This is a genomic window from Paraburkholderia sp. SECH4, from assembly GCF_030511745.1.
In the GTDB taxonomy this organism is placed as follows: domain Bacteria; phylum Pseudomonadota; class Gammaproteobacteria; order Burkholderiales; family Burkholderiaceae; genus Paraburkholderia; species Paraburkholderia madseniana.
Genome location: NZ_JALOCP010000015.1, coordinates 78882 through 93106, shown reverse-complemented (window position 1 = coordinate 93106; position 14225 = coordinate 78882). Strand labels below are relative to the sequence as shown.

General features: G+C 60.7%; 10 protein-coding genes. 1 reads left to right on the top strand and 9 read right to left on the bottom strand.

Features of this window, described 5'->3' with window-relative positions; genetic code table 11:
• Positions 1 to 14: 14 nt before the first annotated feature.
• From M0D67_RS20955 to M0D67_RS20930, 6 genes are all read right to left on the bottom strand, one after another.
• Positions 15 to 797, bottom strand: coding sequence for an amino acid ABC transporter substrate-binding protein (locus tag M0D67_RS20955; protein WP_054040529.1), 783 nt, complete (start codon positions 795 to 797; stop codon positions 15 to 17).
• A 354-nt stretch (positions 798 to 1151) separates the two neighbouring features.
• Positions 1152 to 2603: a dihydropyrimidinase gene (hydA, locus tag M0D67_RS20950; RefSeq protein WP_154559078.1), complete on the bottom strand. Its 1452-nt coding sequence runs from the start codon at positions 2601 to 2603 to the stop codon at positions 1152 to 1154.
• Between the two features lie 73 nt (positions 2604 to 2676).
• Positions 2677 to 4188 (bottom strand): NCS1 family nucleobase:cation symporter-1, encoded by a 1512-nt coding sequence (locus tag M0D67_RS20945; RefSeq protein ID WP_171927697.1) that lies wholly within the window; start codon positions 4186 to 4188, stop codon positions 2677 to 2679.
• A 124-nt stretch (positions 4189 to 4312) separates the two neighbouring features.
• The gene (preA, locus tag M0D67_RS20940) at positions 4313 to 5647 is read right to left on the bottom strand and encodes an NAD-dependent dihydropyrimidine dehydrogenase subunit PreA (protein ID WP_154559076.1); all 1335 of its coding nucleotides are present in this window, start codon (positions 5645 to 5647) and stop codon (positions 4313 to 4315) included.
• Between the two features lie 67 nt (positions 5648 to 5714).
• Complete coding sequence (locus M0D67_RS20935; RefSeq protein ID WP_154559075.1) at positions 5715 to 7064, bottom strand: NAD(P)-dependent oxidoreductase; 1350 nt, start codon at positions 7062 to 7064, stop codon at positions 5715 to 5717.
• Between the two features lie 142 nt (positions 7065 to 7206).
• On the bottom strand, positions 7207 to 8487 hold the full coding sequence (locus tag M0D67_RS20930) for a Zn-dependent hydrolase (protein ID WP_154559074.1): 1281 nt from the start codon (positions 8485 to 8487) through the stop codon (positions 7207 to 7209).
• 302 nt (positions 8488 to 8789) lie between these two features.
• On the opposite strand from M0D67_RS20930, the gene M0D67_RS20925 reads away from it, so the two are divergent.
• Entirely contained in the window at positions 8790 to 9554 is a 765-nt protein-coding gene (locus M0D67_RS20925) for a TetR/AcrR family transcriptional regulator (protein ID WP_171927695.1), read from the top strand.
• Between the two features lie 77 nt (positions 9555 to 9631).
• Here M0D67_RS20925 and boxA read toward each other — a convergent pair whose 3' ends face one another.
• From boxA to boxC, 3 genes are all read right to left on the bottom strand, one after another.
• Positions 9632 to 10876, bottom strand: coding sequence for a benzoyl-CoA 2,3-epoxidase subunit BoxA (boxA, locus tag M0D67_RS20920; protein ID WP_171927694.1), 1245 nt, complete (start codon positions 10874 to 10876; stop codon positions 9632 to 9634).
• A 65-nt stretch (positions 10877 to 10941) separates the two neighbouring features.
• Positions 10942 to 12369, bottom strand: coding sequence for a benzoyl-CoA 2,3-epoxidase subunit BoxB (gene boxB / locus M0D67_RS20915; protein ID WP_093643119.1), 1428 nt, complete (start codon positions 12367 to 12369; stop codon positions 10942 to 10944).
• Positions 12370 to 12465: 96 nt separating this feature from the next.
• A complete protein-coding gene (gene boxC, locus M0D67_RS20910; RefSeq protein ID WP_154559071.1) occupies positions 12466 to 14136 on the bottom strand; it encodes a 2,3-epoxybenzoyl-CoA dihydrolase in 1671 nt (556 codons plus the stop codon).
• Positions 14137 to 14225: the final 89 nt, after the last annotated feature.

The window sequence follows — 14225 nt, the reverse complement described above, 5'->3', positions numbered from 1 at the left end:
CTCGCAGATGACGCTTATTGGGAGACGTCTTTGCCGAAGTACTTCTGCGAAATCTTCGCGTAAGTGCCGTCTTTCTTGATGTCGGCGAGCGCCTTGTTGATGGCCGCCTGCAATTCCGGGCTGCCCTTGCGGATCAGCACCGCGGACTTGTCGCTGCTATCAGCCGACGTATCGAGCGCGGCGATCTTCACCTTCGCATCCGGCTTGTGCTTCTTGAAGTCGAGGAACGACAGCGAATCGTTGACGGTCGCATCGACGCGGCCCGAGGTCAGCAGGTCGACCGATTCGTTGAAGCCCTGCACGGGAATCACCTCGGCGCCGTGTGCAGCCGCGATCTTACCGAAGTTGCTGGTCAGCGTATTCGCCGACTTCTTGCCCTTCAGGTCGTCAAACGTCTTGATCGTAGTGTTGTCCGAACGCACGATCAGCGCCGCGTGCGAGGTGATGTACGGGTCCGAGAAATCGTATTTCGCTTTGCGTGCGTCGGTGACAGCGACTTCGTTGATCACCGAGTCGTAGCGGTTCACATCGAGACCGGCGATCAGGCCGTCCCATTTCCCTTCGACGAATTGCGGCTTGACGCCCAGGCGCTTTGCAATCTCGGTGCCGATCTCGACGTCGAAGCCGGTCAGCTTGCCGGATTCATCGTGGTACGTGAACGGTGCGTAGGTGCCTTCGGTGCCGATCTTGAACACGCCCGCGGACTTGATCTGCGCGAGCTCGTCAGCAGCGAAGGCCGGGCTCAGGGTCACCGCTTGCAGCAGCGCGATCAGCAGAATGGAACGAATCGACTTCATCTGGTGGCTCCGTAAAGTTTGCTACGTCAGTTGCATGGTTTTGTGTGCGGCATTCCGTCAGCGGTCAGACCCGGCAGAGTGGGCGGACTGTAGCAAACGGTTTGCGTTTTTACAAAGGATCAGGTTTCCGATCAATATGCGCTTGCGTGCTAAGCGGACAGCCAAGGTGGCTCATACAACGTCGAATTCGACTTTACAGCAGATATGGCAGACGCGGCATGCATCGCACCACGGAACACGTGCCGGGCGCCATCGGGGAAAACGCGGGAGGGGTATCGCCGCGGCGAACGCGCGGCGTTGAAAAATAGTCGGTACGGGCGGCATTGCGAGGCCGCCCGTCAGATTGCAAACGGCTTACCGCTCCACTGGATGCGGCTCCTTCCGCTTATTGGCCACCCGGATCGCGTCGAAGTAAGCCGGATTCGGCGGGCGCTTCAGATAACGCCCTGCGCCACGCACTGCCCGCAGTTCACCATCGGTCCATGCCAGCGCGCCGCGCGTGAGCGTGTGCATCGCCACGCCCTGCACCGTCATGCCTTCGAACACGTTGAAGTCGACCTTCTGGTGATGCGTCTTCACCGAAATCGTCTTGCTTGCCTGCGGATCCCACACGACCAGGTCGGCATCCGCGCCCACCTGGACCGCACCTTTACGCGGATACAGGTTGAAAATCTGCGCGGCGTTGGTTGAGGTAATACGCACGAATTCGTTCGGCGTGAGACGCCCCGAATTCACGCCGTGATGCCAGAGCACCGCCATACGATCTTCCACGCCGCCGCAGCCGTTCGGGATCTTCGTAAAGTCCTCACGGCCCATCGCCTTCTGCGACGCGCAGAACACGCAGTGGTCGGTCGCGGTGGTGTGCAATTGGCCCGCTTGCAAACCCCGCCACAATGCTTCGCGATGCTCCGCGGAACGGAACGGTGGGCTCATCACGTGCGCCGCCGCGCGGGTCCAGTCGGGATCGCGATACACCGCTTCGTCGATCACCAGATGACCCGGCAAGACTTCACCGAATACCCGAAGGCCTTCGCTGCGGGCACGCGCAATCGCGTCGACCGCATCCTTCGCGGACACGTGGACGATATACACCGGCACGCCGAGCACTTGCGCAATGCGAATCGCCCGATTGGCGGCCTCGCCCTCCACTTCAGGCGGTCGCGACAACGGATGCGCCTCCGGTCCCGTGAAGCCCTTGGCAAGCAACTGACGCTGCAACTGAAACACCAGCTCACCGTTTTCCGCATGCACGGTGGGCAACGCGCCGAGTTCGAGCGAGCGCGAGAAGCTGTTCACCAGCACTTCGTCGTCGGCCATGATCGCGTTCTTGTAGGCCATGAAGTGCTTGAAACTCGACACGCCGTGTTCGTGTACCAGCGTACCCATGTCGCGATAGACCGAATCGTCCCACCACGTCACCGCAACGTGAAAGCCATAATCCGCCGACGCTTTTTCGGCCCAGCCGCGCCATTCCTTGAAGGCCTCCATCAGCGATTGCTTCGGGCTCGGAATCACGAAGTCGATGATGCTGGTCGTGCCGCCGGATAAACCCGCGGCCGTGCCTGTATAGAAATCGTCGCTGGCCGTGGTGCCCATGAACGGCAATTCCATATGCGTATGCGGATCGATACCGCCGGGCATCACATACTGCCCGCCCGCATCGACGATCGTGGCGCCGGCCGGCGCCTCCAGGTCCGTTCCGATCTGCAGGATCGTGCCGCCGTCCTGCGGGTCCGCACACAACACGTCCGCACGATACGTGTTCTCCGCGTCGATAATCGTGCCGCCGCGAATCAGGGTCGTCATGGTGCCGCCTCCTTATGAACTGCTGGTTTTGGTGCTACGTACTTCATTTGCCTCGTGCGTGGCTTATGGACACTCAGGCACTCGCCACGCGCGCACTCGGTCCTTTGCTCAGCTTCATCCACGCGCTGTATACGATCGACGCCAACGCGAGTCCGACAAACCAGGCATACGTATAGAGCGTGTTGAAAATCGCCGGCACATTCGGGAATGACGCCGGAAACGCGGTGTGCAGGAAACCCGGCAAATTCGGCAGCACGCCGATCACGAGCGCCACCACCGCGCCGATATTCCAGCCGCCGGTGTAGCTGTACTCGCCATGCTCGTCGAACAGTTCGCGCGGGTCCAGCCGTGTGCCGCGAATGAGGAAGTAGTCGACCATCAGAATGCCCGCTACCGGACCGAGCAAAGCCGAGTATCCAACCAGCCACGTGAAGATATAGCCCTGCGTGGTGGCAAGAATCTTCCACGGCATCATCACAATGGCGATGGTCGCGGTAATCATGCCACCGACGCGATACGAAATGCCCTTCGGCCACAGGCTCGAAAAATCATAAGCCGGCCCAACAAGATTAGCCGCCAGATTGCAGCACATCGTATCCAGCGTCAGGATGATCAGTGCAAGGCCGACGCCGATGCCGGTCATGCGGCTCGTCAGGTCGATCGGGTCCCAGATCGCCTTGCCGTAGATCACCACGGTCGCCGACGTCACCACCACGGAGATCACCGAGAGCAAGGCCATCGGCACCGGCAAACCGATCGACTGGCCGATGATCTGGTCGCGCTGCGTTTTAGCAAAGCGTGTGAAGTCGGGGATGTTCAGCGCGAGGGTCGCCCAGAAACCCACCATCGCCGTGAGGCCGGGCCAGAAAGTCGCCCAGAACATCCCTTCTTTCTTGCCGCCCGGCACGAATTGCGACGGCGCCGACAACATTGAGCCGAGACCGCCTGCCTTCGAGGTGGCCCACCACACCAGCGCGACACACATCACGATCTTGATCGGTGCGGACCAGCTTTCGAGCCAGCGAATCGAATCGGTGCCGTGCACGATGAAATAGATCTGCAGCGCCCAGAACACCAGGAAACACGCGAGCTGCGTGAGCGAGATGTCAAGGAAAGGCAAGGCCGCGCCGTGCAGCGCGTTGCCAGTCAGAATGTTCAGCAACGTGTAGATCGCGCTGCCGCCCAGCCATGTCTGAATGCCGTACCAGCCACACGCGACGATCGCCCGCAGCATCGCCGGCAATTTCGCACCCTGCGTGCCGAAGGAGGAACGCACCAGCACCGCATACGGAATGCCGTGCTTCGCGCCCGCATGCCCGATCAGCAGCATCGGCACCAGCACGATCAGATTGCCGAGCAGTACGGTTGCCACCGCCTGCCACGGCGACATGCCTTCTTCCGTCAAACCGGCCGCGAGCATGTACGACGCGATGTTCATCACCATCCCCACCCACAGCGCGGCGAAGTGATACCACCGCCACGTGCGCTGTGCGACGCCGGTCGGCGCAAGGTCGTCGTTGTAAAGACTGCTGCCCTGCGCGCCGGCCGCAAACTGCGGATCGACGGGTTGCGCTGTCTGCTTCATCGAAAGATCTCCACTGATCGTTGAGGCCTGCGCGGCTTCTGATGGCGCGTCAGGCCTTGAGGGAAAATTACAGGTTCAGTACAAGCGCTTCGCTTCGTTTCTTTTCCTACTGGTAGCTCAGGTTTCAAGCTGCTTTTGCTGCGTGGGCATGGGCATGCTCGGCGGTTTCAACGGCGTCTGACTTGTCGCTTTCACCAGCATCCACCCGTGCAGGGTTGTTCGGATGCGTGGTCCAGTTCGCATACTCGCCGCTGTCCACGCGCTCCATCGTGATGCACTGCTCGACCGGGCACACATGCATGCACAGATTGCAGCCGACACATTCGGAGTCCATCACTTCAAAATGCCGGACGCCATCTTTTTCTTTCATGATCGCCTGGTGTGCGGTGTCTTCGCAGGCGATATGGCAGAGGCCGCACTGGATGCATTTGTCCTGATCGATGCGCGCCTTGATGTCGTATTTGAGGTTCAGGTACTTCCAGTCGGTGACGTTCGGCACAGCGCGGCCGCGAATGTCGTCGAGCGTCGCGTAGCCTTTTTCGTCCATCCAGTTTGAAAGACCATCCGCAAGATCGGAGACGATACGGAATCCATAGTGCATCGCCGCCGTGCAGACCTGCACGCTGCCTGCGCCGAGCACCATGAATTCGGCCGCATCGCGCCACGTCGAAATACCGCCGATGCCGGAGATCGGCAGATTCGGCGTTTCCACGTCGCGTGCAATTTCGGCCACCATGTTCAGCGCGATCGGCTTGACCGCCGGACCGCAATAGCCGCCGTGCGTGCCTTTGCCGTCGACCATCGGCAGCGGCGACATCGCGTCGAGATCCACCGCGACGATCGAGTTGATCGTGTTGATCAGCGACACGCCGTCCGCGCCGCCTTTATAGGCCGCGCGCGAACCGAGGCGGATGTCGCTGATATTCGGCGTGAGCTTGACGAGGCACGGCAACTTCGAGCCCTCCTTGACCCAGCGCGTGACCATCTCGATGTACTCGGGCACCTGACCGACCGCCGCACCCATGCCGCGCTCGCTCATGCCGTGCGGGCAGCCGAAATTCAATTCCACCGCGTCGGCGCCGGTGTCTTCGACAAGCGGCAAAATCCACTTCCAGTCGCGCTCGTTGCACGGCACCATCAGCGAGACGATCATCGCGCGATCCGGCCAGTCGCGTTTGACCTGGGCGATTTCCTTAAGGTTGACGTCGAGCGGACGGTCAGTGATCAGTTCGATATTGTTCAGGCCCGCGATGCGCTGGCCGTTCCATTGCACCGCGCCATAGCGTGAGCTGACGTTCACTACATGCGGGTCGAGGCCCAGTGTCTTCCACACGACCCCGCCCCAGCCCGCTTCGAACGCGCGGTTCACGTTATAGGCTTTGTCGGTCGGCGGCGCGGAAGCGAGCCAGAAGGGATTCGGCGACGTAATGCCGGCAATCGTACAGCGCAGATCGGCCATGTTCGGCTCCTTGGGGACTTCTGTTTTATCTTGGTGTGATGCGTGGCTTAAGCGGCTCTGTGCAGTCTCACGCGGCTTTGACTGCTGTGCGGGCGAACTGGGCGTCAATCGCGGCGGCGACGACCTTGCCGTCCTGCACCGCTTGTACCGTCAGATCGACCCCGCCAGTCGCCGCGCAATCGCCACCCGCCCATACGCCGGGCAACGAGGTTTGTCCGTTGGCATCGACTGCGATACGGCTGCCGTCCAGTGTCAACAGTTCGCGCTCGATGCCGACCGGCACCAGCGTCTGCCCGATTGCCTTTAACACCATGTCGGCCTCGACCACGAAGCGCTCCTGACTGCCATCGCCTAACGCGCGCTCGAATTCGACACCGGTCACCACGCCGCCGTCTCCGATCAAACGCATCGGCTTTGCATGCGTGACGAGCGTGACGCCGTTGGTCTGCGCGAAATCGCGCTCGGCCCACGTCGCGCTCATCGACTCGACGCCGCGCCGATACACCATCGTCACCGACGTCGCGCCAAGCTTGTGGCTTTGCACGGCTGCATCCACTGCCGTATTGCCGCCGCCGATCACGACGACTCGCCGGCCCACCGGCACCGTGCCGAAGTCACTCGCCGTGCGCACCTGTTCGATGAAATCCACTGCGTTCATCACGCCACTCAGGTCCTCACCGTCCATCGCCAATGCGCGCACGCCCGTGAGACCGATCGCGAGGAAGACCGCATCATGCTGCTTGCGCAGCGCGTCGAGCTCCACGTCACGTCCAAGCGCCACGCCGTGCTTGATCTCGATGCCGCCGATCGAGCACAGCCACGCCACTTCGCGTTGCGCAAAATCATCGACGGTTTTATAGGCAGCGATGCCGTATTCGTTCAGACCACCCGCTTTCTCGTGCGCGTCGTAGATGGTCACGTTATGGCCGGCCAATGCAAGCCGATGCGCACACGCCAGTCCAGCCGGTCCCGCACCGACCACCGCGACGTGCCGACCCGTTTCAGCCGCACGTTTGAACAGCACTTCGCCGCGCGCCATCGCCCAATCGGTCGCATGACGTTGCAGCGCGCCGATCGCCACCGGCTTCGCATCCTGATGGTTGCGCACGCAAGCACCCTCGCAAAGAATCTCGGTCGGGCAAACGCGCGAGCACATACCGCCCAGCGGATTCGCAGACAGAATGTCGACGGCCGCGCCCTTCAGATTGCCGTTGCTGATCTTGCGAATGAAACTGGGAATGTCGATCTGTGTCGGACACGCGTTCACACACGGCGCGTCGTAACAGTAGTGACAGCGGCTCGCTGCTGCGGCCGCGGCACTCGCGTCGAGCAACGGTGCGATATCGGAGAACTCGCACGAGAGTTGAGCGGCCGATAGGCGTTGAGCCGCAATATCGCCGGTTTGCTTGATGGCCATACACGTTCCTTCTTCGATGTGAGGACGTAGCCGGTCCCGCCGGCTGCGCTGAAGCGGAGCCGGGGCGGCATGTTTTATGGGCACTACGGTGAGGCTAGGGAATCAACTAAAACCCGCAACTACAACCGCTACCGCTAAAGCGTTATGAAACCGGCTCGCACGCTCGTCCGAGCATGGCGTGCAGCAAAACGTTGGCGCCCGCTTCGATCCATTCGAAGGTCGCGTCCTCGATCTCGTTGTGACTGATCCCGTCGACGCACGGCACGAACACCATCGAAGTCGGCGCGACTTGCGACAGATAACAGGCGTCGTGTCCCGCGCCTGAAACCATGTTGCGATGCGGATAGCCGAAGCGTTCGGCCGCGGCGCGTACTGACTTCACGCAGGCTTCGTCGAAAGCTACCGGCGCGTAGTAAAAGATCTGCTCGAGTTCGGTTTCCAGACCGATGGTGCTGGTGATTTTCTCCACGCCCTCACGTAGCGCCACATCCATCTTTGCGAGCACCGCGTCGTCCGGATGACGGAAATCGACGGTGAAGAACACGCGGCCCGGAATCACATTGCGCGAGTTCGGATAGACCTGCATCATGCCGACCGTTGCGCAGCCGAACGGCGCGTTATCCAGCCCGATTCGATTGACCAGATCGACCACGCGCGCGGCCCCGAGCAATGCATCGCGACGGCGCGGCATCGGCGTCGGACCCGCGTGAGCCTCCTGTCCCGTCAGCGTGATTTCGTACCAGCGCTGACCTTGCGCATCGGTCACCACGCCGATGGTTTTGTGCTCGGCTTCGAGAATCGGCCCTTGCTCGATATGCAATTCGAACGCAGCATGCAAGGGACGACCGCCGCAAGGAAGATCGCCCGCATAGCCGATACGTTTGAGCTCCTCGCCGATGGTCTTCCCATCCACGTCCTTGCGCGAGAGGCCGTAGTCCAGTGTGAAGACGCCGGCGAACACTCCTGAGGCAACCATGGCGGGCGCAAAGCGCGAGCCCTCCTCGTTGGTCCAGATCACCACTTCAACCGGATGCTCGGTCTCGATGCCGTGATCGTTCAGACTGCGGATCACTTCGAGTCCGCCGAGCACACCGTAGATACCGTCGAAGCGGCCGCCGGTCGGCTGCGAGTCCGCATGCGAACCGGTCATGACCGGCAACGCATCGGGGTTACGCCCAGCGCGGCGCATGAACACATTGCCCATCTGATCGACACTGACCGTGCAACCCGCTTCTTTCGCCCAACTGACGATCAGGTCGCGCCCCTGTTTGTCGAGGTCGGTCAACGCCAATCGGCAGACGCCGCCTTTGGGCGTCGCGCCGATCTTCGCCATCGTCATCAGGCTGTCCCACAGCCGCTTGCCGTCGACCTTGATCGACGTAGCGGGTTCTGCGTGCTTCAGCGCTTCGGATACCGCGTTCATTCGTCTCGCTCCTTTCGGTGAATCGACATGAAACTGGTGCATCGGCGGCGGGTTTTGGGGCGTGTCCGCACGGCGGCGGTGCACACTCGATGCCTTTGATCGCCTCTTTTACAGAGGGCAAACCCTGGGGCATCTCCCGCTCTCTCAATCCTGTCCAGTTGGACAGGTTGTAGACGATTAAGCCCGCCAAATCAACACCTTTCGTACGGTAGGAAACATAGCGAGAAGCGTGCCATTGCACTGCAGCACGCATTTTTCGACGACCTCGAATGCGCGTGTCCATCCGCGCTCAAACGACTAGAATGAAGCGCGACGCGGCACACATGCCGATGCAGGCCAACATGAGAGACGACAACGTGGCTGCCGACATCACGGAAAACGACGAGACACTGGACGAAACTCGCGCACCTTTGCGGCGGCGCAAGGCGCACATTCGCGAGTCGAATGAAGCGCATTTGTTGGCGTGCGCCGAAGCGGTTTTCGCCGAACGAGGACTCGACGGAACCAGCACGGCGATGATCGCGGAGCGTGCAGGCTTACCGAAAGCTAACCTGCATTACTACTTCCCGACAAAACTCGCGTTGTACCGGCGTGTGCTGGAAGATCTGTTCGAAGACTGGCATCGCGCGGCGGACACGTTCGAATGCAGCGACGATCCGGTCGAAGCGATTGGCGGATACGTACGCGCGAAAATGGAGTTGTCGCGCCGCCGGCCGTTAGGCTCGAAGGTGTGGGCAAGCGAGATCATTCACGGCGCGGAGCATATGGAGGACATTCTCACGGGGCGCGTGAAGCCGTGGCTGGACAGCCGGGTGAAGGTGATCGACGACTGGATCGCGCGCGGGCTGCTGGCGCCGGTGGATGCGCAAACGCTGATGTACATGATCTGGGCGACTACCCAGCATTACGCCGACTTCGACGCGCAGATTCGCGCGCTTAAAGGCAAACGCGCGCTGACGCAGAAAGCGTTTGAGGTGACGACGGAGGAAGTCGTGCAGTTGGTGATTCGTGCGTGTGGGGCGGTGTCGCCGTCGCAGCACGAAGACGGCGCGGATCCCTCGAGATAAAAAAAGCCCGGCTGCGTTTTTTAATAGCAGCCGGGCCTTCGCATTTTCGCTTGATGCCTCTCTTGAGGCTTAGCGATTTAATACGTCTCCAGATGCAGCCGCCCTTCCCGCTTCAGCTTCATCCATAGCGCTTCCCAATCGAGCTGGTGCTGCTCGCCGATTTCCTTGAGCGCTTGCAGCACGCCATCTTCCATCCCCTTCAACCCGCACACGTAGATATGCGTGTTGTCGTCTTTGAGCATCTGCGCGACATCGACCGCGCGCTCGCGCATCGCGTCCTGCACGTAACGCTTCGGCTGGCCCGGCGTGCGCGAAAACGCCAGATTCGTATCGATGAAATCCTTGGGCAGATTCGTCAGCGGCCCGAAGTACGGCAACTCTTCTTTCGTACGCGCGCCGAAGAACAACATTAGCTTGCCAGTCGCACCTTTCAGACGACGCCGTCTTCGATACTCAGTCATCGCACGCATCGGCGCTGAACCAGTGCCCGTGCAAATCATCAGCAAATGCGAGTTCGGATGATTCGGCATCAGGAAGGTACCGCCGAACGGGCCGATCACGCTGACCACGTCGCCCTTCTTCAGATCGCACAGATAATTCGAGCAGACCCCATCGAGCGCGTCGCCGTGCTGCTGGGACACGCGCTTCACGGTGAGAGAAACATTGTTGTAGCCGGGCCGTTCGCCATCGCGCGGGCTCGCAATCGAATACTGCCGCGCGTGATGCGTGCGGCCATCGGCGGTCGCGCCCGGCGGCAGGATGCCGATCGACTGGCCCTCCAGCACGGGGAAAGGCATCGACCCGAAATCGAGCACGATGTGATGGATGTCGCTCTCGGTCGAACCGTCGGTGAGCCGGTAGTTGCCGACTACCGTCGCGGTAGTCGGCGCCTTGTGCGTATAAAGATTCACGTACGGTTTCGCAGCGGACCACGGCGGCACGACCGACCCACGCACGGTATCGACTTCAATACCGCTTGCATCCGTCGGCTCATCGCCTGACGCTCCCGCCGCGGCCGATTCATCTTCCGCAGCAGGCACAGCCATCGTGTTCTGCTCGGGCAACACGTCCCACTTGAACTGCTCGTCGATGGAATACGCATCGGCTTTCAGCACGGTGCGCCAGTTATCGATCGAGCCAGTCGGACACGGTGGCACGCACGCCATGCAGCCGTTGCAGACATCCGCCTTGACCACATAGTTGTTCTCGTCGTGCGTGATCGCATCGACCGGGCAAGTCTCTTCGCAGGTATTGCAGCGAATGCAGATTTCCGGATCGATCAGATGCTGCCTGAGAACTTCGATCGATACTGGGCCGTTCATGACATCCTCCACCAGATATTCGTGCGAATACGACGCCGCACGTCGCACGTTTTCAATCGCCGTGTTCAGTTAAAACGCACGTATTCGAAATCGACCGGCTGACGGTTCACACCCATTGCCGGCGGCGCAATCCAGTTCGCGAACTTGCCGGGCTCTACGACGCGGCCCATCAGCGAGGCGACATACGCGCGGTCTTCCGGTGAAGCGAGCCACTTCGCTTCATTGGCGGCCCATTCGGTTTCGCTGATCACGCGGCCGTCCGGCGACACACGCGTACCTGCAAACGTGCCGATCTGCCGGTTGAACGCTTTATGCGGCACTGTCATGCGGAAATCGATGCCGGCCTTTTCGAGTACCTTGTTCCAGCGGCCGACACCCGCCACCGAATCTTTAATGTAGTCGTCGCGCAGCACTTCGTTCATGGCGTTGAGCATCGGCACTTCACGCTCGACCAGTTTGCCGTCCTGCACGTCGAGCAGCTTGTAGCTTTGGCCGTTCAGTTGATGGTCGTCGTCGCGCTTGTTCTCTTCATAGCGGCCCTTCAGGCCCGAGCTATAGAACGTGGCCGCATTAGACGAATGATCAGCGCCGAACAGGTCGATCGTCACCGAGTAATGGAAGTTCAAGTACCGCTGGATGGTCGGCAGATCGATCACGCCAGCAGCGCGAATCTTCGCGACGTCGTCCGTGCCTAGTTCGTTCATCACTTGCGCCGTGCGCTGGATCACGCGTGACACACCCGATTCGCCAACGAACATGTGATGCGCTTCTTCGGTCAGCATGAACTTCGTGGTACGTGCAAGCGGATCAAAGCCCGACTCGGCGAGCGCCGACAACTGGAACTTACCGTCGCGGTCGGTGAAGTACGTGAACATGTAAAACGCGAGCCAGTCCGGCGTTTTCTCGTTGAAAGCGCCGAGAATGCGTGGATTGTCTTCGTCGCCCGAACGGCGGCCGAGTAGCGCTTCGGCTTCCTCGCGACCGTCGCGGCCGAAGTAGCGATGCAGCAGGTACACCATCGCCCACAAGTGTCGCCCTTCTTCTACATTCACCTGAAAAAGGTTGCGCAGGTCGTACATCGACGGCGCGGTCAAACCCAGATGCCGTTGTTGCTCGACCGAAGCCGGCTCCGTATCGCCTTGCGTGACGATGATGCGGCGCAGATTCGCGCGATGCTCGCCGGGCACGTCCTGCCACGCGGCCTCACCCTTGTGCTCGCCGAAATGAATCTTGCGATCCTGTTCGCCGGGGGTGAGGAAAATGCCCCAGCGATAGTCGGGCATTTTCACGTGATCGAAATGCGCCCAGCCGCCCGCGTCGACGCTCACCGCCGTGCGCAGATACACGTCATAGCCGTGCGAGCCTTCCGGGCCCATATCGCCCCACCACGACAGAAAATTCGGCTGCCATTGTTCGAGCGCGCGTTGCAGTGCACGGTCGTCGGCGAGATTGACGTTGTTCGGAATCTTTTCGCTGTAGTTGATCGTAGACATGGTCGGTTCCTTGGTCGGAATACAGAGCTTGCGGATGAGAGGCGCGTATCAGGCAGGTGGCGTCGCTTTCAGTTACGTTGCGTCGCGTCGAAAGAATCAAACGCGCGAGACGTCGAATTGCGCCTTGCTGCCCTTGCCGTACACCTTGAGCGCGCCCTTCTCGCCCACTGCGTTTGGCCGGTTAAAGATCCAGTTCTGCCATGCGGTGAGACGCCCGAAAATACGCGTCTCCATCGTTTCCGGGCCGTTGAAGCGCAGATTCGCTTCCAGTCCGGTCAATGCATCCGGCGACATCGCCGCGCGTTCTTCGAGCGCGATGCGGATTTCGTCGGCCCAATCGATATCGTCGGGCGATGCGGTCACGAGACCAAGGCGCTCGGCTTCAACAGCTTTGATCGCCTGGCCGATCTTCGAGCGCACCGCGTCGAGCGGTTCGACTTCTTCATAGAAGCGACGAGCGAGACGTGATTGATGCGTAACCATCGGATAGAGACCGAAATTGACTTCCGACAGCGTGATCGCCGGCTCTTCGTCTTCGTTGCTCGGCAGTGCGGCCATATAGCTGCGGTCGCAAGCAAACGCGAGTTCCGCGAAGGTGCCGGCAAAGCACGAACCCGGTTCGATCAGTGCGAACAGCGAACGCGACGACACGTCGATACGTGCCAGCGTGCGGCGCAGGAGGCCGATGGTCTCGCGCACGAACCAGTGGTCCTTGTGCTGCATCAGCGTGGCGTCGGTAGCGAGCAGGTTACGGGCGTCGCCTTCGGTCTTGAAGACCCAGGTGCCGACCTCGAGTTCGTTGGTACGCATCGACAGAATCGCGTCGTCGAGTTCGCGGGCGAACTGCAGCGGCCACCAACTCGTGCCTGCGGCGACGATCGCGTCGATCTCCGTGGGTTGTCCCGCTTGCGGGGCTTTCGCCGTGAAGGTGGCGATGCGCTTCGCACGATCGATCGTAACGTCGAGCGTTTTATAAGTCAGGCCGTCTTCGCGGTTGGTGCGTTCGATACGCGTGAGCATGACGCCTTGTGCGTCCGACGGACGATCGCTTTGTTCGGCAAGTTCCAGCGCGCGCGCATGAATCGTCTGATCGAACTGATTCGGCTTCACGACTTCATCCACGAGACGCCATGCTTTCGCCCGTTCACCGCGGATGCCTTCGACCACCGTGCAGAAGATGTCTGCACGATCGTGACGCACCTTGCGTTTATCGGTAACACGCGTCAGGCCACCCGTACCCGGCAGCACGCCCAGCAGCGGCACTTCCGGCAGCGAAACCGACGACGAGCGGTCATCGACCAGATAGATTTCGTCGCAAGCGAGCGCGAGTTCGTAACCGCCACCGGCGCATGCACCGTTCACGGCGGCGAGAAACTTCAGACCTGAATGACGCGACGAGTCTTCGAGACCGTTACGCGTTTCGTTGGTGAACTTGCAGAAGTTGACCTTCCACGCATGCGTGGACAGTCCCAGCATGAAGATGTTTGCGCCCGAGCAGAACACGCGGTCCTTCAGGCTCGTTAGCACCACCGTTTTGACTTCGGGATGCTCGAAGCGGATGCGCTGTATCGCGTCGTGCAGTTCGATGTCGACGCCAAGGTCGTATGAATTCAGCTTTAGCTTGTAGCCGTCCCGGATCCCGCCGTCCTCGGCGATATCGATGCCAAGGGTCGCGACAGGACCGTTGAAACTCAGCTTCCAATGCTTGTACTGCGAAGGATCGGTGCGGTAGTCGACCGGCGCGATGGCGGTTTCTGCTGTGGACATGGGGCGTCTCCTGACTGGACGATGCAAAACTTGTTTTTGAACAATAGTGCATCGTCATCCCCGAGTAAAGCACTTTAGTGCATGTTTGC